The organism is Bacillus sp. L75, from assembly GCF_003676355.1.
GTDB lineage: Bacteria > Bacillota > Bacilli > Bacillales > Bacillaceae > Bacillus > Bacillus velezensis.
Genome location: NZ_ML064902.1, coordinates 120,452 through 146,103, shown reverse-complemented (window position 1 = coordinate 146,103; position 25,652 = coordinate 120,452). Strand labels below are relative to the sequence as shown.

22 protein-coding genes and 5 pseudogenes are annotated in these 25,652 nt (G+C 39.9%); 19 read left to right on the top strand and 8 right to left on the bottom strand.

The window, feature by feature from the left end; translation table 11 throughout:
• Positions 1–70: 70 nt before the first annotated feature.
• Positions 71–1,165 (bottom strand): L-dopachrome tautomerase-related protein, encoded by a 1,095-nt coding sequence (locus D5S11_RS04230; protein WP_042635220.1) that lies wholly within the window; start codon positions 1,163–1,165, stop codon positions 71–73.
• Positions 1,166–1,728: 563 nt separating this feature from the next.
• Here D5S11_RS04230 and D5S11_RS04225 point away from each other — a divergent pair.
• Entirely contained in the window at positions 1,729–3,120 is a 1,392-nt protein-coding gene (locus D5S11_RS04225) for an MFS transporter (protein WP_007410362.1), read from the top strand.
• 42 nt (positions 3,121–3,162) lie between these two features.
• Positions 3,163–4,764: a xylan 1,4-beta-xylosidase gene (xynB, locus tag D5S11_RS04220; RefSeq protein ID WP_108724959.1), complete on the top strand. Its 1,602-nt coding sequence runs from the start codon at positions 3,163–3,165 to the stop codon at positions 4,762–4,764.
• Positions 4,765–4,906: 142 nt separating this feature from the next.
• Here the strand turns inward: xynB and xylR are convergent, their stop codons facing one another.
• On the bottom strand, positions 4,907–6,061 hold the full coding sequence (xylR, locus tag D5S11_RS04215; RefSeq protein ID WP_108724958.1) for a transcriptional repressor XylR: 1,155 nt from the start codon (positions 6,059–6,061) through the stop codon (positions 4,907–4,909).
• A gap of 263 nt (positions 6,062–6,324) precedes the next feature.
• Here xylR and xylA point away from each other — a divergent pair, with 263 nt between their 5' ends.
• The 4 genes from xylA (at position 6,325) to D5S11_RS04195 (ending at position 12,821) form a co-directional block, all read left to right on the top strand.
• Entirely contained in the window at positions 6,325–7,662 is a 1,338-nt protein-coding gene (gene xylA / locus D5S11_RS04210; RefSeq protein ID WP_108724957.1) for a xylose isomerase, read from the top strand.
• A 135-nt stretch (positions 7,663–7,797) separates the two neighbouring features.
• Positions 7,798–9,297: a xylulokinase gene (xylB, locus tag D5S11_RS04205; protein ID WP_108724956.1), complete on the top strand. Its 1,500-nt coding sequence runs from the start codon at positions 7,798–7,800 to the stop codon at positions 9,295–9,297.
• 174 nt (positions 9,298–9,471) lie between these two features.
• Complete coding sequence (gene ppsA, locus D5S11_RS04200; RefSeq protein WP_108724955.1) at positions 9,472–12,069, top strand: phosphoenolpyruvate synthase; 2,598 nt, start codon at positions 9,472–9,474, stop codon at positions 12,067–12,069.
• Positions 12,070–12,344: 275 nt separating this feature from the next.
• Entirely contained in the window at positions 12,345–12,821 is a 477-nt protein-coding gene (locus tag D5S11_RS04195; RefSeq protein ID WP_108724954.1) for a hypothetical protein, read from the top strand.
• Here the strand turns inward: D5S11_RS04195 and D5S11_RS04190 are convergent.
• Positions 12,793–12,891, bottom strand: coding sequence for a YjcZ family sporulation protein (locus tag D5S11_RS04190; RefSeq protein WP_003154037.1), 99 nt, complete (start codon positions 12,889–12,891; stop codon positions 12,793–12,795). The two genes, D5S11_RS04195 and D5S11_RS04190, sit on opposite strands and share 29 nt — an antisense overlap.
• An 812-nt stretch (positions 12,892–13,703) precedes the next feature.
• Here D5S11_RS04190 and D5S11_RS04185 point away from each other — a divergent pair.
• On the top strand, positions 13,704–13,889 hold the full coding sequence (locus D5S11_RS04185; protein ID WP_108724953.1) for a hypothetical protein: 186 nt from the start codon (positions 13,704–13,706) through the stop codon (positions 13,887–13,889).
• A 413-nt stretch (positions 13,890–14,302) separates the two neighbouring features.
• A pseudogene (locus tag D5S11_RS04180) lies at positions 14,303–14,557 on the top strand (DinB family protein); the annotation flags it as partial.
• 150 nt (positions 14,558–14,707) lie between these two features.
• On the opposite strand, the gene adhP reads toward D5S11_RS04180, so the two are convergent.
• A complete protein-coding gene (gene adhP / locus D5S11_RS04175) occupies positions 14,708–15,724 on the bottom strand; it encodes an alcohol dehydrogenase AdhP (RefSeq protein ID WP_020955863.1) in 1,017 nt (338 codons plus the stop codon).
• A 297-nt stretch (positions 15,725–16,021) separates the two neighbouring features.
• Here adhP and D5S11_RS20450 point away from each other — a divergent pair, with 297 nt between their 5' ends.
• The 7 genes and pseudogenes from D5S11_RS20450 to D5S11_RS04140 all read left to right on the top strand — a co-directional run bounded on the left by D5S11_RS20450 (position 16,022) and on the right by D5S11_RS04140 (position 19,915).
• The gene (locus tag D5S11_RS20450) at positions 16,022–16,165 is read left to right on the top strand and encodes a hypothetical protein (protein WP_007611678.1); all 144 of its coding nucleotides are present in this window, start codon (positions 16,022–16,024) and stop codon (positions 16,163–16,165) included.
• Between the two features lie 181 nt (positions 16,166–16,346).
• Positions 16,347–16,715 carry a UPF0715 family protein gene (locus tag D5S11_RS04165; RefSeq protein WP_108725296.1) on the top strand — a complete coding sequence of 123 codons (369 nt, stop codon included), beginning with the start codon at positions 16,347–16,349 and terminating at the stop codon, positions 16,713–16,715.
• An 83-nt stretch (positions 16,716–16,798) separates the two neighbouring features.
• Positions 16,799–17,552: pseudogene (locus D5S11_RS04160) on the top strand (GNAT family N-acetyltransferase).
• Positions 17,553–17,783: 231 nt separating this feature from the next.
• Positions 17,784–18,326, top strand: a pseudogene (locus tag D5S11_RS04155) (GNAT family N-acetyltransferase).
• A 275-nt stretch (positions 18,327–18,601) separates the two neighbouring features.
• Positions 18,602–18,842: pseudogene (locus D5S11_RS20385) on the top strand (hypothetical protein).
• 30 nt (positions 18,843–18,872) lie between these two features.
• Positions 18,873–19,307, top strand: coding sequence for a DUF3902 family protein (locus tag D5S11_RS04145; protein WP_032866003.1), 435 nt, complete (start codon positions 18,873–18,875; stop codon positions 19,305–19,307).
• Positions 19,308–19,435: 128 nt separating this feature from the next.
• A complete protein-coding gene (locus D5S11_RS04140) occupies positions 19,436–19,915 on the top strand; it encodes a DUF4944 domain-containing protein (protein WP_032871562.1) in 480 nt (159 codons plus the stop codon).
• Between the two features lie 45 nt (positions 19,916–19,960).
• Here D5S11_RS04140 and D5S11_RS04135 read toward each other — a convergent pair whose 3' ends face one another.
• Positions 19,961–20,197: a hypothetical protein gene (locus D5S11_RS04135; protein ID WP_228842175.1), complete on the bottom strand. Its 237-nt coding sequence runs from the start codon at positions 20,195–20,197 to the stop codon at positions 19,961–19,963.
• Between the two features lie 276 nt (positions 20,198–20,473).
• Between D5S11_RS04135 and D5S11_RS04130 the strand changes: the two are divergent.
• The 3 genes and pseudogenes from D5S11_RS04130 (at position 20,474) to D5S11_RS04120 (ending at position 23,199) form a co-directional block, all read left to right on the top strand.
• Positions 20,474–21,087 (top strand): annotated as a pseudogene (locus D5S11_RS04130) (DUF3885 domain-containing protein).
• 210 nt (positions 21,088–21,297) lie between these two features.
• The gene (locus D5S11_RS04125) at positions 21,298–22,371 is read left to right on the top strand and encodes an LLM class flavin-dependent oxidoreductase (RefSeq protein WP_012117638.1); all 1,074 of its coding nucleotides are present in this window, start codon (positions 21,298–21,300) and stop codon (positions 22,369–22,371) included.
• Between the two features lie 207 nt (positions 22,372–22,578).
• Positions 22,579–23,199 (top strand): lytic polysaccharide monooxygenase auxiliary activity family 9 protein, encoded by a 621-nt coding sequence (locus tag D5S11_RS04120; RefSeq protein ID WP_003154023.1) that lies wholly within the window; start codon positions 22,579–22,581, stop codon positions 23,197–23,199.
• Positions 23,200–23,363: 164 nt separating this feature from the next.
• Here the strand turns inward: D5S11_RS04120 and D5S11_RS04115 are convergent, their stop codons facing one another.
• Positions 23,364–23,462, bottom strand: coding sequence for a YjcZ family sporulation protein (locus D5S11_RS04115; RefSeq protein WP_003154022.1), 99 nt, complete (start codon positions 23,460–23,462; stop codon positions 23,364–23,366).
• A gap of 142 nt (positions 23,463–23,604) precedes the next feature.
• On the opposite strand from D5S11_RS04115, the gene D5S11_RS04110 reads away from it, so the two are divergent.
• Positions 23,605–24,147, top strand: a complete 543-nt coding sequence (locus D5S11_RS04110; RefSeq protein WP_007410340.1) for a GNAT family N-acetyltransferase — start codon at positions 23,605–23,607, stop codon at positions 24,145–24,147.
• A 346-nt stretch (positions 24,148–24,493) separates the two neighbouring features.
• On the opposite strand, the gene D5S11_RS04105 is transcribed toward D5S11_RS04110, so the two are convergent.
• Both D5S11_RS04105 and D5S11_RS04100 read right to left on the bottom strand, forming a co-directional pair.
• On the bottom strand, positions 24,494–25,030 hold the full coding sequence (locus D5S11_RS04105; protein ID WP_032866002.1) for a hypothetical protein: 537 nt from the start codon (positions 25,028–25,030) through the stop codon (positions 24,494–24,496).
• 285 nt (positions 25,031–25,315) lie between these two features.
• Complete coding sequence (locus D5S11_RS04100) at positions 25,316–25,495, bottom strand: hypothetical protein (protein ID WP_128424599.1); 180 nt, start codon at positions 25,493–25,495, stop codon at positions 25,316–25,318.
• Positions 25,496–25,652: the final 157 nt, after the last annotated feature.

The window sequence follows — 25,652 nt, the reverse complement described above, 5'->3', positions numbered from 1 at the left end:
CTTATTCGGTTTAGGATGAAGGCTAAATGAAGCTAATTATGTTCTAAAATTGAACCGGCCATTTTTATTTTCAAAAAGCAGGAGCAGGAAATTCATCAATTTTGATACGAAGTAAACTATAAGGTTTCTGTCGTAAGTCTTTTCCATAATGAAATCTAGCCTGCCGATGTAATTGGTTCACGATGACATATAAGTATTCATCCGGACCAATCGAAAAAGTATCCGGCCATAAAATTCTCGGATCATGTGCGATGGTTTCCATTGTGCCATTCGGCAGCATCTTTCGAATACTATTGTTCTCATAATCTCCGGCATAAATGGCTCCTTTCGCATCTGTAATCATTCCATCAGACGCGCCTTTTTCTCCCCAATACGCCACATGATAAAGTAAATCCATGTCCGGTATATTTCTATCTCTCAGGGCTTCTGTTGAGATCGAGAACAGATGACGGCTGGTCAGTGGACAAAAAAATAATACCTTTCCGTCAGGAGAAATCGCAATACCGTCGGATGCCAGCCTAAATGGGGAAGTTGAACCATCCCTGTTACGATTCATCAAAATTTTGCCTTCTATTTTCGGTATAAAATAGGAATCCGGTGAAGTTGGATTTGCTCCATTTAACCGTCTAAATGCGTTTCCGGTTTCTAAATCCACGACGATAATAGCTCCTGGTCCTTTGGAAGAAGAATCCGTTATATAGGCATAACCTGCAGTTCCAACACGAAAATCAAATCGGACATCATTCAGGTAAGTTGTTGGAAGGACAACATCTTCTGTAAAGGTATAAACTCTTCTGATTGTATTGGTTTTTAAATCAACAGCGACTAATTTTGCCCCGCCTTTAATTGGTTCAGAAAAATTGGGTGCCGCCGTATCTAGTACCCAAAGCGTTCCTCTTCCATCAGTAACTACACTTTGGACACTGATGAAAGTCATTTTGATATTCTCAGGGTTAACCAAATTGGTTTGTAAATCAGGATAAGGCTGCAATTTATCCCCAATTATCTCCGCCACCGTAAATTTAACATCGTCTCCCCATTTCGGAAAACAAATGAAAATACGACCAGTTTCTGAAACAGTAACACCGGTAGGCATAGCTCCATAAAATGCATAAATCAGTTCTAAATCCCCAAAATATTTTTCAAAAGGCAGCATAGGTTTCATAATATCCTCCTCAACCAATTAAACGGGATATCACTTATATATGATTCGCATTTTTTCAAGTGCATGTTTCTTAATAAGTTTTTCTAAACAAAAGATGATGGAAGTGCTTATCATTTAATAAATCAGTCAGGTGACACAGGGGGTTTACTTAACGTCTGTCGAAGCAGTCGGCAATTACAACATGGTATGTCCTTTGGTCGGTTTTAAATTCTCTGAAAAAAGAGTTGAAAAAGCAGAAAAGATTTTATAATATGAAATCAAGTTAGTTTGTTCGATCAACAAACTAATAAAACCACTTTAATTGTCCATCATGTAAAGGTCTTAAATGGGAGGGGGATAAGAGGCTCGGTTTAATTGGAGGTATATAAAAAGCGAAAGCCAAGCTTTTATCCTGTTCACTGCTATCTGATCACCATTTGGATGTTGAAAATGCTCTGTGAAAGTAAACCGCTATCATTTTTTTGAAAGCGCTTTTATATGCCGCTCACTGGCCGATAATTTTAAAGAAATGTTATACCATTTCATCATGTTCCTTATGTAAAGGATCGAAAAGGGGAGAAATCATGCTCAGTGAAAATGTAAAGAAGATCAGCATGGTTGAAAAAGTTGGATATGCGTCTGGAGATTTTGCATGTAATTTAATTTATGCAACAGTGTCTACGTATCTTTTGTTCTTCTATACAGATGTTTTTGGTTTATCGGCAGCAACAGCCGGTACGATGTTTTTAGTGGTTAGAATCATCGACGCTCTCGCTGATCCTTTTATTGGAACAATAGTTGACAGAACAAATAGCAGGTTTGGCCGCTTCAGACCGTATCTTTTATTCGGAGCTTTTCCCTTTGTCATATTGGCAATACTCTGTTTTACAACCCCGGATTTTTCGGATATGGGGAAATTAATATATGCCTATATCACCTATGTCGGCTTATCGCTTACATACACCATGATAAACGTGCCATATGGCGCGTTAACATCTGCAATGACCAGAAATAATCAAGAAGTTGTTAGTATAACGTCTGTCCGTATGTTATTTGCGAATCTTGGAGGACTTGTCGTTGCATTTTTTGTTCCCTTACTGGCTGCTTATTTAAGCGATAATTCCGGCAGCGAATCTCTTGGCTGGCAGCTAACCATGGGTATTATGGGAGTTATAGGCGGGTGCCTTTTAATCTTTTGTTTTAAAAGCACAAAAGAGCGTGTCACGCTTCAAAAATCGGAAGAAAAAATTAAATTTTCGGATATATTTGAGCAATTTCGTGTTAATCGGCCTCTAGTTGTATTAAGTATTTTCTTTATTATTATTTTTGGAGTGAATTCAATCAGTAATTCGGTTGGCATCTATTACGTAACGTATAATTTAGAAAGAGCGGATTTAGTGAAGTGGTACGGTTTGTTGGGAAGTTTGCCTGCTTTGGTCATTTTACCGTTTATTCCAAAGCTTCATCAATTATTAGGGAAGAAGAAATTACTAAACTATGCATTATTACTGAATATGATCGGCCTCTTAGCTTTACTTTTCGTTCCGTCAAGTAATGTATTCCTGATACTTTCCTTTCGATTGCTGGCTGCTGCAGGAAGTCTCACTGCCGGGGGATATATGTGGGCGCTTATTCCTGAAACAATTGAATATGGAGAGTATAAGACCGGGAAAAGAATGGGCGGTCTCATATACGCTATTATCGGATTTTTCTTTAAATTCGGCATGGCCTTGGGAGGGGTTGTACCGGGTTTGGTTCTAGATCAGTTTGGATATGTGGCAAATCAGGTGCAAACGCCGGAGGCATTGACGGGAATTTTAATTACAACAACCATTATTCCCGTGTTCTTACTGGTTCTGGCCATGATTGATATTAATTTCTATAACTTAGATGAGAAAAAATATAAAAGCATGGTTCGAGAATTAGAGAATAGAGACAAAGTTTATTTGGATCATATTGACGATTTCAAAGCTTAAAACATGATGAGTCAACAGAAAATAGCTGAGGAGGAGTTCAAAATGAAGATCATCAATCCAGTACTTAAAGGATTCAACCCCGATCCGAGTATTTGCAGGGTTGGAGAGGATTATTATATCGCTGTATCTACATTTGAGTGGTTTCCGGGAGTCCAGATACACCACTCAAAAGATTTAGTCAATTGGCACTTAGTTGCACATCCATTACAGAGAGTTTCGCAATTAGACATGAAAGGAAATCCTAATTCAGGCGGGGTCTGGGCGCCATGTTTAAGTTACAGCGACGGAAAGTTTTGGCTGATCTATACGGATGTTAAGGTTGTAGATGGCGCCTGGAAAGATTGCCACAATTATTTAGTGACTTGTGACACGATTGATGGTGATTGGAGGGAGCCGATCACATTAAACAGCTCGGGTTTTGATGCTTCTTTGTTCCATGATACGGATGGGAAAAAATATTTATTAAATATGTTATGGGATCAGCGTATTGATCGGCACTCCTTTGGAGGCATTGTCATGCAGGAATATTCTGATAAGGAGCAAAAACTAATCGGTAAACCGAAAGTGATTTTTAAAGGAACTGAAAGAAAGCTGACAGAAGCGCCGCACCTTTACCGTATCGGGAACTATTATTATTTATTAACCGCAGAAGGAGGAACACGGTTCGAACATGCTGCTACAATTGCCCGTTCTGCAAATATTGAAGGCCCATATGAAGTACATCCTGATAATCCAATCTTAACGTCATGGCATGCGCCGGAAAATCCGCTGCAAAAATGCGGACATGCATCCATTGTACAAACACATACAGGTGAGTGGTATTTAGCTCATTTAACGGGACGTCCCATTCATCCGGACGATGATTCAATTTTTCAGCAGAGAGGATATTGTCCTCTGGGCAGAGAAACAGCTATTCAAAAGCTCTATTGGAAAGATGGCTGGCCTTATGTAGAAGGCGGAAAAGAAGGGAGCTTGGAAGTGGATGCGCCTTCTATACCAGAAACAATGTTTGAAGAAACCTATCCGGAAGTTGATGAATTTGAGGATGCAACATTAAATATTAATTTTCAAACGTTAAGAATCCCGTTTACGGAGAAATTAGGTTCATTAACTCAAGCGCCAAATCATTTACGATTATATGGCCATGAATCCTTAACTTCGACATTTACTCAGGCATTTGTAGCCAGACGCTGGCAAAGCCTCCATTTTGAAGCGGAAACGGCTGTTGCGTTTTATCCGGAAAATTTTCAGCAAGCCGCTGGTTTGGTGAACTATTACAATACAGAGAACTGGACGGCTCTTCAAGTCACGTATGATGAAGAACTTGGCCGTATTCTTGAATTAACGATATGTGATAACTTTTCTTTTTCACAACCGTTAAAAAATAAAATTGTGATTCCTCGTGAAGTCAAGTATGTCTATTTAAAAGTGAATATTGAAAACGAAAAATATTATTATTTGTATTCATTTAACAAAGAAGATTGGCACAAAATCGACATTGCATTAGAATCGAAAAAATTATCAGATGATTACATCCGCGGCGGGGGATTCTTTACAGGAGCTTTTGTAGGGATGCAATGCCAAGATACGAGCGGTCATCATATTCCGGCCGACTTCAGATATTTTCGTTATAAAGAAAAATAATTAGCACATGAAAAAGGAGATTTCTATTTTAGAACTCCTTTTTCATATTAGAAGGTGCCTATGTCAGTATTGATTCAGAAATACTCCTAGAATAAAAAAACCCATCTTTAAAGATGAGCGTAAAACATAGAAGTATGTACATTCAGTTATGAACCATGTCGAGAAAATGATCAATAACAATAGAGGACATTCCTAGAGCAGGGGCATTTTTTCCTAAGATAGATGGTAATAATTCATAGCTATTGTCTAGTTGGGAATAAACCCTGGATGACACTTCGCTTTTAATTGAATGTAAAACCATAGGATGCGATTCAATGATGCTGTTTCTTAAAATGATGGCTTGCGGATTAAATGTATTTAAAATATTGGTCAGGCCTATTCCTAAATAGAAACCAAAATTCTGTAATGCCTGTAAAGTTCCAACATCATTCAGATGGGCAAGGTCTATGATATCTTGGCTGGACACTTTTTTCTCTTTCGTCTGAAGAGATGTTAATAAAGCCTTCTCTGAAGCATACAATTCCCAGCAGCCTCGGTTTCCGCAGCTGCATTTAGGACCCTTAAAGTCTATTGTCATATGTCCCATTTCTCCAGAGAATCCGCCAACCCCTCTATATAAATGATTGTTGATCATAACGCCGATCCCTATTCCTGTACCGATACTTGCATAAATGATGTTATCGTGATTTTTTGCAGCTCCAAATACTTTTTCTCCGTATGCGCCGGCATTTGCCTCATTTTCAATAAAAACGGGCACATTGAACTTCTTTTGGATGAAAGATTTTAAGTCAATATCTCTCCAGTTGGCGTTCGGAGCGAAAACAATTTTTTGATTTTTGTCAATCAGCCCGGGCGCGCATATCCCTATACCAATAAGAGCGTATGGAGATTGCGGCATGTTTGCAATAAAGTGATGAATCATCTCAATTAAAATATCTTTAGTGATTTCTGGAGAATTGCATTCCAAATGATGGTGTTGATCAAGGACGATCGTCCCTTCAAGATCTGTTAAAATGCCATTAACATAATCCACGCCAACATCTATTCCTACGGAGTATCCTGCTTTTTTATTAAAAACAAGCATAACAGGTCTTCTGCCTCCGCTTGATTGTCCCTGACCGATTTCAAATACGAGGTTTTCTTTCATTAATGTGTTTACCTGTGACGAAACAGTTGATTTATTTAATCCGGTCATTTCAGATAATTTTGCTCTTGAAATAGGAGAATTCTTAAGTATTTCGTTTAGTAATAACTTTTGGTTAACTTTTTTGACAAAGGCTTGATCAGCGATATCCACTTCATCCACTCCATTTGTATAATCTTTAAATTAAGTTGAACGTTCTCTGTTATCGTGCGAAACGCAGTACATAGCGAATCCAACCTTTATTATATCTAATGTGTTCGTAAAAAACTAAAAAAAATATTGAAAATACTGATGAGGTTATATAAGATGAAAATAAGTTAGTTTGTTTGGTCAACAAACTAATGTGCAACATGACATAAAAGCATTTGTATTTGAATGATCATGTTTAGAATTTATTTTTAAGGGGGAAATCACACATGGCTCACTCTCATTCCGGTTCGGTCAACTATTTTGAAAGCGCAAACAAAGTGATTTACGAAGGGAAAGAATCCACGAATCCTTTAGCATTTAAATACTATAATTCTCAAGAAGTAATTGGCGGAAAAACGATGAAAGAGCATTTGCGATTTTCTATTGCCTATTGGCATACATTTACCGCTGACGGCACAGACATTTTTGGCGCAGCTACGATGCAGAGACCGTGGGATTACTATAAAGGCTTGGATCTGGCGAGAGCGAGGGTAGATGCAGCATTTGAGCTGTTTGAAAAACTGGATGCGCCATTTTTTGCTTTTCATGACCGGGATATCGCACCGGAAGGAAGTACGTTAAAAGAGACAAATCAAAATCTGGATATAATCGTGGACATGATAAAAGACTACATGAGAACCAGCGGCGTTAAGCTATTATGGAATACTGCAAACATGTTTACGAATCCCCGTTTCGTCCATGGTGCGGCGACTTCTTGTAATGCAGATGTATTTGCGTATGCCGCAGCCCAAGTAAAAAAAGGATTAGAAACAGCAAAAGAGCTTGGCGCCGAGAACTATGTATTTTGGGGCGGACGTGAAGGGTACGAAACTTTGTTAAATACCGATTTAAAATTTGAGCTTGATAATATGGCCAGATTTATGCATATGGCAGTGGATTATGCGAAGGAAATCGGGTATACAGGGCAGTTTTTGATTGAACCAAAACCAAAAGAGCCGACCACCCATCAATATGATACGGACGCAGCAACAACCATTGCCTTTTTAAAGCAATATGGCTTAGACAATCATTTTAAATTAAATCTCGAAGCCAATCATGCCACATTAGCCGGGCATACATTCGAACATGAATTACGCATGGCGAGAGTGCATGGCCTTCTTGGCTCTGTTGACGCGAATCAGGGTGATCCGCTTTTAGGCTGGGACACAGATGAATTTCCGACAGATTTATATTCTGCGACATTAGCAATGTACGAAATTCTGCAAAATGGCGGTCTTGGAAGCGGAGGATTAAACTTTGACGCAAAGGTCAGGAGATCTTCTTTTGAGCCTGATGATTTACTATATGCCCATGTTGCAGGGATGGATACATTTGCAAGAGGGTTGAAAGCCGCCCACAAATTAATCGAAGATCGTGTGTTTGAAGATGTGATTCAACACCGTTACCGCAGCTTTACTGAAGGGATTGGTCTTGAAATTGCAGAAGGAAGAGCTGATTTTAAAACACTTGAGCAATATGCGCTGAACAATCAGCCAATTAAAAACGAATCAGGGAGACAGGAGCGGTTAAAAGCGATATTAAATCAATACATTTTACAGGTATAACAAATGAAAAAAGAAGCTCCAGATCCCGCTGTAAAAAGATGCAGGCAGCCAAGTTCCCGGAATGGCCCGTCATGAAGTTACTGTTATGGCGGGTCAATTCAATGGGGATCTATTTAGAGAGGAAGGAGTGAAAAAATGAAGTATGTCATTGGAATAGATCTTGGTACGAGTGCCGTTAAAACCATTTTAGTCAATCAAAACGGCAAGGTTTGTGCAGAAACGTCCAAAAGTTACCCGCTCATCCAAGAGAAGGCGGGATATAGTGAGCAAAATCCTGAAGACTGGGTGCAGCAAACAATTGAAGCATTGGCTGAATTGATTTCGATATCCAACGTTCAAGCCGGGGATATTGACGGGATTAGCTATTCAGGACAAATGCATGGGTTAGTACTGCTTGACCAAGATCGGCGGGTGTTGCGTCATGCGATTCTTTGGAATGATACCAGAACGACGCCTCAATGTAGCAGGATGACCGAGACATTTGGCGATCATCTGCTTGATATCACAAAAAACCGTGTCCTTGAAGGGTTTACATTACCTAAAATGTTATGGGTGAAGGCACATGAGCCTGAACTTTTTAACAAAACCGCTGTTTTTTTGCTTCCGAAAGACTATGTGAGATTCCGCATGACTGGCGCCATTCACACTGAATACTCCGATGCGGCGGGAACGTTACTTTTACATATGACCCGCAAAGAGTGGAGCGATGAGATTTGCAATCAATTTGGTATTTCAGCGGAAATTTGTCCTCCGCTTGTTGAATCCCATGACTGTGTAGGATCACTGCTTCCGAGCGTTGCGGCGGAGACTGGGCTGTTGGAAAAAACAAAAGTGTACGCCGGGGGAGCAGACAATGCTTGCGGTGCTGTCGGAGCCGGTATTCTTTCTTCCGGAAAAACATTATGCAGTATCGGGACGTCAGGAGTCATACTTTCCTGTGAAGAAGACAAAGAAAGGGACTTTAAAGGGAAAGTGCACTTTTTTAATCATGGAAAGAAGGATTCTTTTTATACGATGGGAGTCACGCTCGCTGCTGGATACAGCTTAGACTGGTTCAAAAGAACGTTTGCGCCGAACGAATCGTTTGAACAATTATTGCGGGGGGTGGAATCTGTTCCGATAGGAGCAAATGGACTGCTGTACACTCCTTACTTAGTCGGTGAAAGAACGCCGCATGCTGATTCATCTATTCGGGGAAGCTTGATCGGAATGGACGGAGCCCATAAAAGAGAGCACTTTTTGAGGGCGATAATGGAAGGCATCACATTCTCTTTATATGAATCAATTGAGCTATTCCGCGAAGCGGGAAAATCAGTTGATACGGTTGTCTCTATTGGCGGGGGAGCTAAAAATGAAACGTGGCTTCAAATGCAGGCTGATATTTTCAATACGAGGGTTGTTAAGTTAGAGAATGAACAAGGTCCCGCCATGGGGGCTGCGATGTTAGCTGCCTTCGGAAGCGGGTGGTTTGACTCTCTTGAAGAATGTGCAGAGCAGTTCATTCATGAAGCAGCTGCATTTTATCCAAAAGAACAAAATGTTCAAAAATATAAAACACTATTCGAGTTGTATAAGAACATTTACGTTCACACAAAAGATCTCAATACAGCTTTAAAGAGCTTTCGACAAAAATGAAGAAAGAACCTCGCCAAATTGGCCAGGTTCTTTTTATATTGCACAAAAACAGACACGGTGATATAATCAGAACACGCGCGCTTTCTTTGTGAAAAGTCATAGATATCCATCTTATATTATGATTATATCATGCTGAAAAGCTCTTGTCAAATTTTTTTGAAGGGGAGATATAGAATGAGTTCTTTGGTTCTCGGCATTCACGAAATTGAAAAAACACAGCCTTTGCTCGTTGGAGGAAAAGGGTTACATTTAGGGGAATTATCAAAAATTCAAGGAATACAAGTACCGGAAGGATTTTGTGTCACAACCGCAGGATATCAAAAAGCCATTGAACAAAACGAAACGTTACAAGCGCTGTTGGATCAACTGACCATGCTGAAAGTGGAGAATCGGGATCAAATTGGTGATGTCAGCAAAAAAATCCGGCAAACCATTATGGAAGCAGAAATTCCTTCAGATGTAGTCAAAGCAGTTGCTTGCCATCTCTCCCGGTTCGGCGAAGAACATGCCTATGCCGTACGTTCCAGTGCGACAGCTGAGGATTTACCGCATGCCTCTTTTGCCGGTCAACAAGACACCTATTTAAATATTACCGGCTTAGATACGATCTTGCAGCATATCAGTAAATGTTGGGCGTCCCTATTTACGGATCGCGCTGTCATTTACCGTATGAAAAATGGGTTTGAACACAGCCAAGTTTATTTATCCGTTATCATCCAAAGGATGGTGTTCCCTCAGGCTTCGGGAATTTTATTTACCGCTGATCCGATGACCGGAAACCGAAAGCTGCTATCCATCGATGCCGGTTTTGGACTTGGTGAAGCACTGGTCTCCGGCTTAGTCTCTGCCGATTGTTATAAAGTACAGGACGGGCAAATCGTCGATAAGAGAATAGAAACTAAAAAATTGGCTATCTATGGACGAAAAGAAGGCGGAACAGAAACACAGGAGATCGCTCTTGATCAGCAAAAGATTCAAACACTGACTGATGAACAAATTTTACAGCTGGCACGTATCGGGAGACAGATCGAAGCTCATTTCGGCCAGCCGCAAGATATCGAATGGTGTTTGGACCGCGATACTTTTTATATTGTCCAAAGCCGTCCGATCACAACGTTATATCCCGTTCCTGAAGCGAACGATCAAGAAAATCACGTCTATATCTCTGTTGGTCATCAGCAAATGATGACGGATCCCATAAAACCCCTTGGATTGTCTTTTTTTCTGTTGACGACTGCTGCACCCATGCGTAAAGCCGGCGGAAGGCTATTCGTTGATGTCACACATCAACTGGCATCCCCTAATGTCAGAGAAGTTTTCTTAAAAGGCATGGGGCAGCACGATCCGCTCTTAAAAGACGCACTTATGACCATAATAGAGCGAGATGATTTCATTAAGCCGATACCTGATAAAACGGCGCCGATTCCCGGCAAAGGCAATGCAGATATGCCGGAACAAGCTGAAAACGATCCGGCAATTGTTTCTGATTTGATTAAGAGCAGTCAAGCATCGATAGAAGAGTTAAAACAAAACATCCAGACGAAATCAGGATCTGATTTATTTCGTTTTATTTTGGAAGATATCAAGGAATTAAAGAAGATTCTATTTAACCCAAAAAGTTCGGTGTTGATTCGAACTGCAATGGATGCTTCATCATGGATTAACGAAAAAATGAACGAGTGGTTAGGTGAAAAAAACGCAGCAGATACGCTTTCTCAATCTGTACCCCATAATATTACTTCAGAAATGGGGCTTGCGCTATTGGACGTCGCCGATGTGATCCGCCCTTATCCAGAAGTAATTGCCTATTTAGAGAATGTAAAAGATGATCACTTTTTGGATGGGCTGGTGACGTTTGAAGGCGGGCGGGAAACCCGTGACGCTATCTATGCTTATCTCAACAAGTACGGAATGCGATGTGCCGGAGAAATTGATATGACAAGAACTCGATGGAGCGAAAAACCAACTGCACTTGTCCCTATGATTCTTAATAATCTCAAAAACTTTGAGCCAAATGCCAGCCAGCGGAAATTTGAGCAAGGGCGGCGGGAGGCGTTGAAGAAAGAACAAGAGTTATTAGACCGATTGAAGCAATTACCGGATGGTGAACAAAAAGCCAAAGAAACCAAACGAATGATCCGCATCATCCGGAACTTCAGCGGGTTCAGAGAATATCCAAAATACGGCATGATCAGCCGCTACTTCGTTTATAAGCAGGCTTTACTGAAAGAAGCCGAACAACTCGCAAAAGCGGGCGTTATTCATGAAAAAGAGGACATATACTATCTCACTTTTGAAGAACTTCAGGAAGTCGTACGCACACATAAATTGGATTACCAAATCATCAGCACACGAAAAGGCGAGTACCAAGTATATGAAAAACTATCTCCGCCGCGTGTTATCACATCTGACGGTGAAATCGTTACAGGCGAGTACAAACGAGAAAATCTCCCGGCCGGAGCGATTGCAGGGCTGCCCGTTTCCTCGGGAGTCATAGAGGGGCGGGCACGGGTTATTTTAAACATGGAAGATGCCGATTTGGAAGATGGGGATATATTAGTTACCTCCTATACTGATCCCAGCTGGACACCATTGTTTGTATCCATAAAAGGCCTGGTCACTGAAGTTGGCGGACTGATGACCCACGGAGCGGTTATCGCGCGTGAATACGGCTTACCTGCAGTTGTCGGAGTTGAAAATGCAACCCAATTGATAAAAGATGGGCAGCGAATACGCGTTCATGGAACAGAAGGCTCTATTGAAATATTATAATAGCGGGGGTGTGCAGCACGTCACCAGATATTTCCCGCATTTTAACTAAAAAAGACCGGAACCTCTTAAAGGAGGAATCCGGTTTTTTTATGTGAAAATGACTCAATGTGTGAACACCGCATTTTGTGGGTGAGCCCTTCAGTGACTAAATCTTTTTATGAAGGTGAGTAATATCCTTTTTAAGTTCACAACATCTGTAATCCGATGAATTAAAAACGCCTTAGTAACAATTATTTAGGAGCTATGTTCATGAACAAGTCTTTATTCAAAACAAAATGACCTATTGGGTTAATGGCGTTAAAGATGAAGATAAGTCTGGTGTCTTTGAAAGAGAAAAGTCTGCAGAAGATACAACGGGCCCATCATCAAACATGATGAGTGGTTGGACTGGATATGTATCAGGTTGTTTAGGCGATAAGAATATAAGCCAATGGGCAATCACAGGTTTAGCTATTTTATATGGAACTGCTTGCGAATTGTTGATTTTCGGAATCGTTTTTAAAGAATGGATCACAACACCTTTTGGATTGTTCGCCTCATTCTTCATAGCGGCAATATTGGCGCAGGCAGGGGAGGAAACTCTCCCGCTTACCAGAGTAAAAATAAAAAATGTTTATCTCAGATTGGTTTTTTTAAAAAGTAAAAACGCCATAAAACTTCTTATGGCGTCTGTCCGAACTAAGGGATGCAATGTTTGGGAGACGAATATAAATCGTCAATGTGCTAGAAAAGGAATGCAGCACCTACAATGATTAACAAAATGAACAGCACAACGATCAATACGAAAGAGCTTCCGCCATAATTTCCACCGTAGTTCCCCATATTATTGCCACCTCCTGTTGTTAGGATAGTACATAATATGCCGGACGATAAAATTCGACATAGATTTAAGTCTAAATAAGAAAAAATGAATGTTATGTCTAAAATGAAGAGCTTCTAAAACAATAAAATAATGGGAGGTTAACTGAAAGAGAGAAATGGATGGGACGGTTTGCTGTTTAAAGAGGAGGGATATGGCTAAACATGCAATAAAACTGTGTATGAAAGTGGTGAGCCATGAAGTTACTTCATCATGCAGAGCCACATACGAAGAGGTACAGGGAAATTATAGTTAACGAAAATATTCATCATTTCCCGGGCAAGCGCAGTATACGACAAATCAAAACAAATCACAAAGGGACGGAAGGTACGATACAAGGAGGCTGCTTGCGGGTTTGTGATGCCGATAAAGTTTCCGTTTCAAAAAGGTCATATGTTTATTCGACACTTCACCTTTATTCCTGCAGAATGCTTGGAAAAGAAAGTCGGCAAAACTGCCGACTTTCCTAACGGAATTTAGATCTCAACAGATCTAAAGAAACCATTGACACTATCACCGGTGCCGCTATCATATTTCAGGATGTATTCTCCTTTTTGGTTAACGCTGAATTCTTGAATGAACGTTTTCCCCGCATTTAATGTCGTAGAGGATATAAGGAAGAAGTTGCCTGATTGAGTGAGGTATAACGATGACCGGGACGGCTGAGGATCAACTGAAACGAAGTATATTCCCGGGCAAGGAATATTTCTTTAACCTGAAACTTTTATAAAGCATTAACGTATTACTTTATAAAGGTAAGTAAGGAGGCTTCTGAATGGGATTAAAAAATTTCTTTAATACTGAGTTAAAATGCTCTATCTGCGGAAAAACATTAAAATCAGGGGATCAGATAACAGCTTATCTTACACTTCCGAGTGAGAAGAAGATGCCTGTGGGGAGAATGGATAAAGTGTTAAGCAAACACTCTGATAAGGTCTGCTGTAAAAAGTGCAGTGAATAGGTTTTTAGTGTTATGAGGAACCTCTGGCGGGTTTCCTCATAACAAATATCAACCAATTAAATTAGAAAAAAGCGAAATTGTGATGATTAAAGTAGATAAAGAACTGAGGGATACCAAAGGGATCATTTTTCGTTTACTTTGCTTTTTTGAAGGTTTGTTTAGCTCGTGGATCACTGCACCCCATAAAAGCATGGATGCTAAAATGATAAGACTCATATGTAACAACACTCCTTTGTTTCTATAAATTTTACCATATATATCACAAGGATGTCGATTGAACGAACATCTCTATAAAAAGAAGATGTTTATCTAAAATTGTTGAAAGATTCAGTGAACTATTATGCAGATTAAATTGGGCCTGTGAAGATGAAGCTGTATACATAGCAAAGGTTCAACAGCCGTTTTATTGAATATCAGATGAATTTGCGGCGTCTTATGAAGAACTGGCTTCACAGTTTGAAGAATGGATGAATAGCCAAACCGATGTAGAACAAAAAATGAACTTAAATAACCCTTGGTTAGGTTACAGAGAAACTGCTTACTCAGAAATTTTATTCCATGTTGCCAATCACGGAACTTATCATCAGGGCAGCATAACAACTATGTTAAGACAGCAGGGCTACGCTTCGGCAATGAATGACCTTGCATTATATTGGTATCAGGATTAGTTCAGAGAGTACTTGCAAAATGCATAACCGCCGAATGATCTGTAGAGCTTCTTTTCTGAACTAAATGACAAAGTCTCATTCAGTCTGGGTGGGGCGCCGAGCAAGAATCGAGATCAAAGGCTGCCGTATCATTCCCGGCAGCCTTAATGATTAGGAAGTAAAATCGATAACCATGCGGCCGGTCACTTTACCTTGCTCCATTTCTTCAAAAATATCATTCACATCTTCAATCGGGCGTTTTGTCACTTTAGGTACAACTTTACCGTCTGCAGCAAATTGAAAAGCTTCCTTCAGGTCTTCTCTGGTACCTACTAATGAACCTACAACCTGAATTCCATCTAACACGAGACGGGGAATATCTAAATCCATTTTGTCCACCGGTAAACCGACAGCGACTACGCGAGCTCCTGCTTTTACAACATCAATCGCTTGATTGAAAGGGGTTTTAGAGACAGCCGTGATGACCACAGCATCAAGCCCTAAATCGTTAGTCACTTCTTTTGCTTTAGCGACGGGGTCTTCGTTTAAACTGTTTACAACCGCGTCAGCGCCTAAGCTCTTAGCAAAATTCAATTTTTCGTCGCTAATGTCGAACGCAATCACTTTAGCGTTAAAGACATTTTTTGCATATTGAACAGCCAAGTTGCCTAAACCGCCGACTCCAAATACACCGATCCATTGACCTGGCTTAATTTCACTGACTTTAACGGCTTTATAAGTTGTTACACCTGCACAAGTAATGCTGCTTGCTGCTGCAGGATCTAAATTTTCCGGCACCTTTATTGCATAATCAACCGCTACGATTGCTTCTTCAGCCATTGCGCCGTCAACTGTATAGCCGGCATTTTTTACATCGCGGCACAAGGTTTCACGGCCAGTTAGGCAATATTCACAGCAGCCGCAGCTTTCAAACATCCAGGCAATAGAGACGCGGTCGCCCTTTTTCAAACTTGTTACACCTTCACCGATCTCAGTTACAATGCCTATTCCCTCATGACCTAGAGTGACGCCAGTAACATCCCCGAAATCAGCATTTTTAACATGCAAGTCAGTATGACATACACCACAGTATTCCATTTTAACTTTGGCTTCACCATGTCGTAAAGGACGTAATTCTTTTTGTACGATCGCTATACTTTTGTCTTTTGTTGCTACTACTGCTTTCAAATCATGCACCCCTTTCGAATATTGGCAGAAAATTTTTACTTATCTTACAATTTAGCACACTGCTCTCCTTTTGAAAACCCTTACATTTTTTTGCGGACAAGTGTCTCTACAAAAGTTGAGGGAGCTATGCATTTGTCATCCGAATGGTGTTTAAATGGGGGGGGTAGTCTCCAAATGCACAGAATGCTTTGAATTTGTGGTCGTAATCTTTCTGTCGATATTTGACTTGCACTGCAGAGAATTACACTGGCAGGATATGATTTTACCCTTAGTAAAAAGAATTTCACGGATAATCATTTGAACTTGAGCGCGGCTGATAAGGTGAATGGTGATGCAAACAGAAATCATTACTTATTGATCACAAAAGGAGCCGGCTGCGGAGATGTGTGGATTAAAGGCTTTTACGGATTCGAACATGATGAGCCGGATGCAGATTGGTGAGCGATACACAGTCAAGGTATTTCCTTGACCTTTTTTAATGGCAATTAAAATTTGGATATTAAGATAGTGAATTGATGATCTGCCAAAAAAACATAGATCTTTTAAAGTGATGGATATATACTGATTTTAAACAATAGGAAAAAAATGAGAAATGTATTTTTATAAAAAGCAGGTGAACTATATGGAAGCAGCGTCTTGGAGCAAAAGTCAAAGCTATACTTACACATTGGCTTTTTCAAGTTTGTCGTATGGTTTGATCTTCGGGCTATATATGTTTGTATACTCGGGTTTTGTGCCATTTGCATTGGTTACTGTAGTTATCATTGCTTTTTATGCATTTATTACTTACTTTTTGTTTGCTGTTCCTGTGCAACTATGGCTAAGAAAGAAGCCTAAAAAGTTTAGTTTGGTTCATCTTTTCATTTATACAGCAGTCGCTTTTTTAGCCGTGTTCTTGTTCTGGCACATAGATAATCCGTCAATTGATTTCACAGTTTTCAGAAGTTTCATTTATTACATAATGAGCATTGTTGCTGCGTTCATATATTGATTCTGGGACTCTATATTTCTGAGAAATTACAATGTTCACTGCAAGTAAAGCTGATGTTTCCAAAAGAAAGCGGGTGAGGAAAAATGGAATACATTGAGTTGACTAGGGACAATATTAATGACAATCATATTTGCTGTGCATTAGGTGCGAAACAATATGAGGATGCGGTAAATGAAAAGAAGAGCTGGCTCAAAGATCGGATGATTGATGGCTTGGTGTTCTATCGCCTAAACGAACGGGCAAAAGTTTTTATTGAATATTTACCTGCAGAAGAAGCGTGGGTTCCGGTAAGCGCACCTCATTTTATGTTTATTAATTGTCTTTGGGTCTCAGGTAAATATAAGAATAACGGACATGCGAAACACTTGTTAGAAAAATGTGTGTCAGATGCAAAATCCCGCGGTATGGATGGGATAGTTCATATAGTGGGGAAGAAAAAACTCCCTTATTTAAGTGATAAGCATTTCTTTGAACATATGGGATTTGCTGTGCAAGATGAAGCAGAACCCTATTTTCAGTTGATGTCACTGACGTGGAATAAACATGCATATCCTCCTGTATTTAAAAAACAGGTGAAAAGTAATTCCGTTAATAATGAGGGTATTTTATACAGCCCAATGCCCATTTGCAGTCGGATTGTTAAAGGATTTAAAGGAACTGACTGAAAAGAAAGGACTTCATTTTCAGGCCCGGCGAATAACGTCAAAAGATATGGCGCAAAAATCCCCGGCAGTTTGGACGACTTTCAGCGTGTTTTATAATGGGACATTTCTCACTCATGAGATGATGAGCGTGAATAAGTTTGAAAAAATACTCAATAAGCTTTTAATGGCTTAACTTTGTTTTAATTACTATTGCTCGTTTCTATATTCGATACTGAGGGTTTTTCACGAAAATTGTTCAGTACTTTACATGCGGGCGCCAAATGAATGATTATTGTTTTTGACAAAGATGATAACGTCCATCATTATAGTAAAAATAGATTGAGATAAGTTCTTCAACAAACGAATAAGATCTGTTGAAGAAGTTCTTTTCAAAGATCGATAACAATGAAACAGGAGACTGCAAATGCAAAAAATTGAAACCCTTCGCTTAATTTTAAGAAATTTTACCGAGAGAGATGCGTAAGGTCTGTTGGAATATTCTGCACATCCGAGAGTGAATTGCTTTCTTGATGACAGAATGTCTACGTTAGAAGAAGCTGCCGTAAACGTTCAAAAAAGAAGCCGAGATGACTCTTATATTGCAGTTTGTTTAAAAGACAGTAATGATCTAGTCGGAGAACTATTTTATTTAAAAGAAGAGCCAGATACCTATTCTGTTTGTTGGAATTTCAATGCCCGTTTTGAAGGGAAGGGATACGCAAGTGAAAGTGCGAAGGCTTTCTTTGAGTATCTCTTTATGCAAAAAAAAGCAAGAAGGCTTTATGCATATGTTGAAGATGATAACTGCAGGTCACAAAAATTATGTGAAAGATTAGGAATGCGTAAAGAAGGTTATTTTCTTGAATTTATTTCATTTACTGCACACGAGGATGGAACACCTAAATATGAAAACACTTACCAATACGCATTGCTAAAGAAAGAATGGTTAAAACAAAAACATAGTTAATAGAATTTGTGGGGAAATAATCTCCCCTTTGTCGAAAAAACCTTGCTGAAAAAGCAGGTTTTTTTGTATTTAAGTTAAATACTTCATTAGGTTACCGATCATACCAATGGATTATGGAATTGAAAAAAGTACTTAGATTAGTAACGATCAAAAAGATTAAGCTTGAAGGTTGGGAAAATCATGAAATTCATTATAGCAACGTTGTAAAATTGGAGAGAGGATGAATGTGATGGACATTTTGCAGTTTAACGACAGAAGGAGCGGGAAGTAATCGAATCAGCAATGATGCGCTCGAGAATGGAAAAGTGGTTGATACTCAAAATGTTAAAAGCTGTTCAGAATGAAATCACCAGTTTGATTATTGGAAATCCAGAATAACTGGTGGACGAGTTGTAACTGAAACTGATAATCAAGTGCTGGATATCATCAAACAAGCATACAATCTTGGAATGGTTGCGAATGATAAATATGCTTTTGAGAAATCAAGCAATTAACGCTTATAAAACATCTATTTAATTTTAAATCGGCGTTTCAGGTGAACTTTATATGATTTCTTTTTTCGTAAACTTATTTAAAAACGAAATAAGAATTAAAATATGCAGACAAAGCGGCGAAGCATATCGCATAAAAGGTGTTATCAGATGTATGACCGTTCCTAAAAATAAAACTTATGAAGAAAGGAACTCTAACTTGAAATCAAATTTAGTTTCGTTTCTATTAGCATTGTCAGGATTTATATTCAGTATTTATATGCAGTCAATGGCTTACTGGAGCAATGACTCTATGCTGTGGTATTGGGTCGGTGCGGTTTTGTCGTATCTATTTGCTGCAGGATCAATGGTTACTCTGATTCTTAACAAAAACAAAGACTCAATTCTAACAATAAGTTGTCTCATTTTAATGATTGTAACCGTTATGCTTATTTTAGTCACAACTTTTTGGACGACTTTTATCATTATTGCATGGCAGTCTGGGATGTGAAGCTAAGGGGAATATGATCTTCTTAGTATTTTTTTATTCCTGGAATTAGAATCCCTTTTTATTATTCTTTCAAATTAAATGTAACAATTCTAATATTCATACGTTCTAAATGATAAAGGCGGGATGTCATGAAAAAACGTAAAGTCATTAAAAAATTGCTGGTTATTATCACTGTTCTCATAATAGCAGCCGGATTTGCACTGTTTTCTTTAATTTCAGGAGAAAAAGTTAAATATATCGGCTATAGCCAAAGCAAGACGTGGGAAGCGTCAATCGAAAAATCAGGCAAGACCTCTATCGGCCCTAACTATTTCTTGAATTTGTATTACAGAGGTAATAAAGTGAATGAAAAGAACACGGTGATTAAGAGATTAACATTATTTGTTGACGGCCGGAAATATGGTGAAGATAAAGACTATCATCTTTCAGAATACACCGGAGAGAAATTAGAAGGCGGCGGAACGGGAGAAGACCATATTCAAACGTTTGAATATATGCCGGAACATGAAGTAATCGGTCATGAAATCACTGTTGAAGCAGCATGGAAAACCGATCATGAGTCCTATTCAGAAAAATTCAACCTGAAAAGAACGCATTGGTATGACTGAAAGAATAAAAAGAGGGCGGTATAACCCTCTTTTTGACCAGAGCCTTTATTTTTGACTGTTTTTCCTCGATGTGCTGAAGTCGATAAAAGAGGCATTGGAGCCGATAAAATTACTTACTAAGACATACATAAAGAAACCATTGACAGCTCCCTGCCGGCATCCGTAAAAAAGAATGGATAATGAGATAAGCAATACAGCCGTAAGCAAGTCTGCAGCCAGACCTATTTTACGGTGAGACCGGAAATATTCTCTCAATCTTCTGATGTTGTTCAAAGCGGACACCTCTTGATGCTTATGTATAAGAAAATAATACCATTGAAATATATGTAATATCAATGAATAGGGTTGGAAACGGAGGGGTTCAAAGTTGGGGCGATCTTATGTAAAAGAAAGGATCAGGATGAATGTGACCAGCATCCACCCTGATCAATGGGGTTCACAGTGTTCCATTTCATTGTATTCCAATCGGAATAATATTACAAGGGTGAAAAAGAAATAAGCGGAATGTTTTCGGCTTCTTCTGCCTCTGGAGCGGGAAAAGGAAAGTGAGATGTTTGAATGAAAATAAATGATTATCTGAAGGAAAGGCTTCCGACTTTAAAATTAGTGTCCGGCGTTTATCATCAATGGGACGTGGGAATTCTCTCGGCGGCAATATGTATCAATTTAATGAAAGCGGTGCTTTGAATCTTGAGTATTTTCAGCTTGTTCATCATCAAACCGCCGCATTTTTCAATGAGATGTTTGAACATAGCGATGACATGTTCCTTGTTGCCAACGTGTATAAGCACAAATCTCAAGGTAATCACGCGAGAAAATTAAAGGTTTATCAGCCGTTTCTGAAGTGTAAGGATGACTTATATCGGATTCAAGTGAAGACCTGTTCATGCCCGGTCGAAGAAGAATATGAAATGCAGCAGTTTTCTTTATTATGTAAACGGAAAGATCTGCGTATCCCCCAATTACTTAAGGCAGCCGTCCACGAAGATTTTCCGCTGAAGCCAAGGTTCGGGGGCTGTTCCGTTGGGTATCCCGATGTTTTCTTTGTGAATATGACAAAAGATATTATTTTCTTTCTGTATGATGACAGAGGGTGTGAAGTCATTGCTCTTGATGCCGGAAGAATACGAAAGCTTTATGATCAATATCACGATTGGATTGAATTGGACTGAAAATGAACACATGAATTCGAATCCGCTTGTGCCGGCTTTGTTCTTGCCTAGTCCGGCTGCATGAGTATAATGGGCAGAATTGAAGGACGCCTGAAACTTTTTTTTCTCTCATACCGACCTTCTGTATTTATTTTGAACGAATTCCTATTTGTAAAACGGCTGAATAGAATAACATAAAAGCTTTTTTACTCAGTGCAGGAGGAGAGAAATGTGAGGGCTGAACACCGTGATTGTATGGAAATTGGAATTTATTCATTTGCAGAATTATATCCCGATCCTCTGACAGGGAAAACAGTCAGCGCAAAGCAGCGGATAGATGAATTGATGAAGCTGGCGAAACTGGCTGACGACGCAGGGCTTGATGTATTCGGTGTAGGCGAGCATCATCGTCTTGATTATGCGGTATCTTCGCCGCCGGCCATCTTATCAGCGATTTCACAGATCACTGAAAATATTAAGCTGACCAGTGCCACGACTGTATTATCCACCGCAGATCCCGTCCGTTTATTTGAGGATTTTGCAACGCTTGATCTGATTTCAGACGGCCGGGCGGAAATCATTGCGGGACGGGGCGCATTTTTAGACTCGTTTCCTCTTTTCGGTTATGACGTAGGCCATTATAAAGAACTGTTTGAAGAACACATTGACCTTTTTTTAAAATTAAATTCCGGGGAAGAATCGGTTACCTGGAAAGGACGTTACCGGCCGCCGCTGCGCGAGGCAGAGATTTCTCCGCGGCCTTTTCGCGGAAGCATTCCGCTATGGTTAGGTGTTTCGGGGACTCCGGAAAGCGCAGAACGGGCCGGGCGTGCAGGTGCGGGGTTGGCATTAGCTGTACTGAGCGGTGATCCGATGTCATCTAAGCCGCTTGTTGACAAATACCGGGAAGCGGCTTCTAAAGCCGGTCATCCTCCGGAAAATGTGAAGGTTGCCGTAACCGGACATATGTTCATTTCAAAAACGAATGAACAGGCAATACAAGAATTTTATCCGTATCATTCAAATTACTGGTCTCACGTTCATTCATATCACGGGATCGATGAGCCTTTAACGAAGGAAGATTTTGAGCGGGCGTCCGGAAAAGAAACAGCTTTATTTGTGGGAAGCTCACAGCAGATCATTGAAAAAATCATGCATCAATACGAGTTATTCGGACATCAGCGATTTCTCGCGCAAATCGATATAGGAGGTATGCCGTTTAAAAAAGCCGCGGAAAACATCGAACGATTAGCAGCGGAAGTAGCACCGGTTATCCGAAAGGAAACCGGCAAATCCAGCGAATGAAGTTCTGCGCAAAAGGGGCGGGCCGGTCAATCGCGGATTCGATAACAGAATCGGCCCGGCTTTTTCTTTATGATTATAAAAAACAAAGGGAAAAGCGCCAACCTCATTGCTTTTTCCTATCAAGAAAAGGAAGGTCATTTCATCCTCCATCGTGAAGTGTATACACTGAAGGGTTTTTATTAACAAAAGAGGGAGGATGATGCAGTAATGAAAGGTTTAGTCAAAGCTGCAGTTTTAACTGTTACTCTTGGTATTGGAGGCGCTTTCTATTCAAGTGATGCATCTGCACACGGGTATATAAAAGAGCCCGTCAGCAGAGCGTACATGGGAGCATTAGAGAAACAAACATTGGGCTGGACGGCCGCTGCGCAGAAATATGGCTCCGTCATTGATAATCCTCAGTCTGTAGAAGGGCCGAAAGGATTTCCGGCTGCAGGTCCGCCGGATGGAAGAATCGCGTCTGCAAATGGGGGATCGGGACAAATTGACTTCGGTTTAGACAAGCAGACTGCAGATTATTGGGTAAAACAAAACATCCGCGGCGGTTTTAACACCTTTACTTGGTACTACACGGCCCCTCATGCGACATCAAAGTGGCACTATTATATCACCAAGAAAAACTGGAATCCGAATAAACCTTTGTCAAGAGATGAATTCGAATTAATCGGAACGGTAAACCACGACGGTTCCAAGGCAGATACGAATCTGACTCATAAGATTTTTGTGCCGACTGATCGAAGCGGGTATCATGTCATTTTAGGGGTATGGGACGTTGCGGATACTTCCAATGCCTTCTATAACGTCATCGATGTAAATCTTACACAATAATCTATGAATTATTGATCGGCTGCATGTTGATACATCGGCCGATCTTTTTAGTTTTAATGTGTGAATGAAAAGGGGAAAAACAGCAGAGCGCCATAAACATTTCATTTATGGCGCCGTACGATCATGGAGGTGCTGCTGACATGGATGCGGAGGTAAGAGGATTCTTAATAACCGCCGAGGAAAGAAGCCCCAACGATGATTAATAAAATGAATAGCACCACGATTAACGCAAAGGAGCTACCATAACCACCTGAGAATCCCATATAATCTCACCTCCTAAAGAGGATTAATACATATTATGCCGAAATGAAAAGTTTGATAGGGATGCTAGTTTACTTTTTGAAAAAAAGTTTTTTTAGTCTGCATATATTTTCTTCTCACATTTCTTTTAAAGGGGGACCGTAAATGCTTCCTGTAATAGAAACGGACAGACTTATTCTTAGAGAAGTTGAAAAGAAAGATGCAAAGCAAATATTTGCTTGTTTTTCAAATGCAAATGTAACACGCTATTATGGTTTGGAACCTTTTGATTCAATGGAACAGGCTGAAAAAATGATTGGCTGGTTTAAAGATCAATATCATGATAAAAAGGGAATGCGATGGGGAATCGAGAGAAAAGATGCGAAGGGAATAATCATCGGAACTATTGGTTTTAACTCTTGGGTGCCCAAGCATAAGCGGGCGGAGGTCGGTTATGAGATTCATCCGAATTATTGGAGGAATGGCTATGCTTTTGAAGCGTTGGAGAATGTTCTTTCTTTTGGGTTTGAAAAGCTTGGGCTGCATCGTATAGGCGCTGTTGTTTTCATTGAGAATGCAGCGTCTCATCAATTACTGATAAAGGCGGGGTTTCAATCTGAAGGAATTTTGAGAAGATATATGTATCAAAACGGACTGCCCCATGATACACGTGTATATTCTATACTGAATGAGATCGTTAACGAATAAATTGAAAATTCGTCGTTTTGTCAGGTGTTCTGTGGTATAAAAAGCCGGTGAAGACTTATTGCAGAACCTTAAAATTGATTCGAAGCCATAAAGCATTTTTTTGCTGTGCTTTCTGCAGACGGAGTTTGATTGTAAGAAACGATTCCGATAATCACTAACAAGATGATGAACACCAATATGCTCCACAACACTATTTTTAAAGACTTTGACATAGTATACCCTCACTTTGAAAGACTTTACCGGGGCTGCGATCAGAGCCCGCGCTTCAAGTATAGTCGTTATAACGGTGAAAAATGTGCAGTCCAGTTAAAAAAACTTGCGGGCGCTGCCGCAAGTTTTCTCCGTATTAAGGTCTGTGGAATTCAATATGCTGATTATCACGATCGAACCACCCTCTGAATGCCCAATTGATCCAGCCCCCGTCTCCTTTGTTATCGAAGGACCCGTCTTCGAAGACCCAGATTCCGTAAGTAATACCGTCATAAACGGCTGATCCGTAAAACTGAACGCCGTTAAAGCGGTCTTCATATTCTTGATTTAAATTGAACACCATGACGTTGTACTTCTGTCCTGATGCGTAAAATGTTGTTTCCATGACATTTTTTACCCAGCCGGTTCGGTTTTGATCTGACTTAACCGCTTCAGCAATGCGATCTGAGATTCCGAGAACATCTACGTTTACGTTCAGCCCGGCATCAACACCTGCTGCTTTTACGTTTTGGTCTGCTGTTTTGGATAATTTACTTTCTAACGGATTTGCAACGGGTGAAACGTGAGGCGCGTTTGCGTGTTCAGACTGACTGGCTGCTGAGGCACTGGCTGTGAAAGGAATTGTTAGAGATAAAGCTAAGCATGATCCGACTATCGTTCTGGCGATTTTCATGGCTATGACCTCCTGAGGAAATTTTTGAAAATTGTTGCAAATTCATGGTATCGCAGAAAAATTGAGCAAGCAAAGAGTAGATTTTCTCAAAAGTCATGTCATTCTATTTGTGTTGTTTTCTGTAAATGAAATACTTTTCATTAGGCGAAAAGGGAAGAAAATAATAGAGTCTTTTTATGTATTGTGATAGGATGACCGGATTTTGGGTGAAAATAGCCCGGAGAAACGCCATAATAAGAAAAACACCCGGAGTTTACCGGGTGTAAAAAGTGTTGATATGTCAAGTTAGCAGCATTTTTTACATTTTTTGCATTTTCTTTTATAAACAACGATGTAATCATAATCAAGATGCTTTTTATCTTGTTTCTTCTTTTTTTGTTTAGGCTGTTTTGGGTGGTGATCATAATGTCCGTTCATATCCATATCCATATCCATATCCATTCCCATACCCATATCCATACTCATATTCCTCCTTTTTTCATCTGACGGTAGTATTCTATGACAGAAAGCATGGATGGCTTGGACAAATGAAACGGTATGCTGAAAAAGAGGCATCTCATTCGGTATAAAAAACAGGATCATACCCGCCCGATAGAAAAGAGAGGAGATGATCCTGATATTG

Bases quoted from the DNA above. Each gene is read 5' to 3' on its own strand.
- D5S11_RS04230 (WP_042635220.1), bottom strand. From the start codon at position 1,165: ATGAAACCTATGCTGCCTTTTGAAAAATATTTTGGGGATTTAGAACTG.
- D5S11_RS04225 (WP_007410362.1), top strand. From the start codon at position 1,729: ATGCTCAGTGAAAATGTAAAGAAGATCAGCATGGTTGAAAAAGTTGGA.
- xynB (WP_108724959.1), top strand. From the start codon at position 3,163: ATGAAGATCATCAATCCAGTACTTAAAGGATTCAACCCCGATCCGAGT.
- xylA (WP_108724957.1), top strand. From the start codon at position 6,325: ATGGCTCACTCTCATTCCGGTTCGGTCAACTATTTTGAAAGCGCAAAC.
- xylB (WP_108724956.1), top strand. From the start codon at position 7,798: ATGAAGTATGTCATTGGAATAGATCTTGGTACGAGTGCCGTTAAAACC.
- ppsA (WP_108724955.1), top strand. From the start codon at position 9,472: ATGAGTTCTTTGGTTCTCGGCATTCACGAAATTGAAAAAACACAGCCT.
- D5S11_RS04195 (WP_108724954.1), top strand. From the start codon at position 12,345: ATGACCTATTGGGTTAATGGCGTTAAAGATGAAGATAAGTCTGGTGTC.
- D5S11_RS04190 (WP_003154037.1), bottom strand. From the start codon at position 12,891: ATGGGGAACTACGGTGGAAATTATGGCGGAAGCTCTTTCGTATTGATC.
- D5S11_RS04185 (WP_108724953.1), top strand. From the start codon at position 13,704: ATGGGATTAAAAAATTTCTTTAATACTGAGTTAAAATGCTCTATCTGC.
- D5S11_RS04165 (WP_108725296.1), top strand. From the start codon at position 16,347: ATGGAAGCAGCGTCTTGGAGCAAAAGTCAAAGCTATACTTACACATTG.
- D5S11_RS04145 (WP_032866003.1), top strand. From the start codon at position 18,873: ATGATTTCTTTTTTCGTAAACTTATTTAAAAACGAAATAAGAATTAAA.
- D5S11_RS04140 (WP_032871562.1), top strand. From the start codon at position 19,436: ATGAAAAAACGTAAAGTCATTAAAAAATTGCTGGTTATTATCACTGTT.
- D5S11_RS04120 (WP_003154023.1), top strand. From the start codon at position 22,579: ATGAAAGGTTTAGTCAAAGCTGCAGTTTTAACTGTTACTCTTGGTATT.
- D5S11_RS04115 (WP_003154022.1), bottom strand. From the start codon at position 23,462: ATGGGATTCTCAGGTGGTTATGGTAGCTCCTTTGCGTTAATCGTGGTG.
- D5S11_RS04110 (WP_007410340.1), top strand. From the start codon at position 23,605: ATGCTTCCTGTAATAGAAACGGACAGACTTATTCTTAGAGAAGTTGAA.
- D5S11_RS04105 (WP_032866002.1), bottom strand. From the start codon at position 25,030: ATGAAAATCGCCAGAACGATAGTCGGATCATGCTTAGCTTTATCTCTA.
- D5S11_RS04100 (WP_128424599.1), bottom strand. From the start codon at position 25,495: ATGAGTATGGATATGGGTATGGGAATGGATATGGATATGGATATGGAT.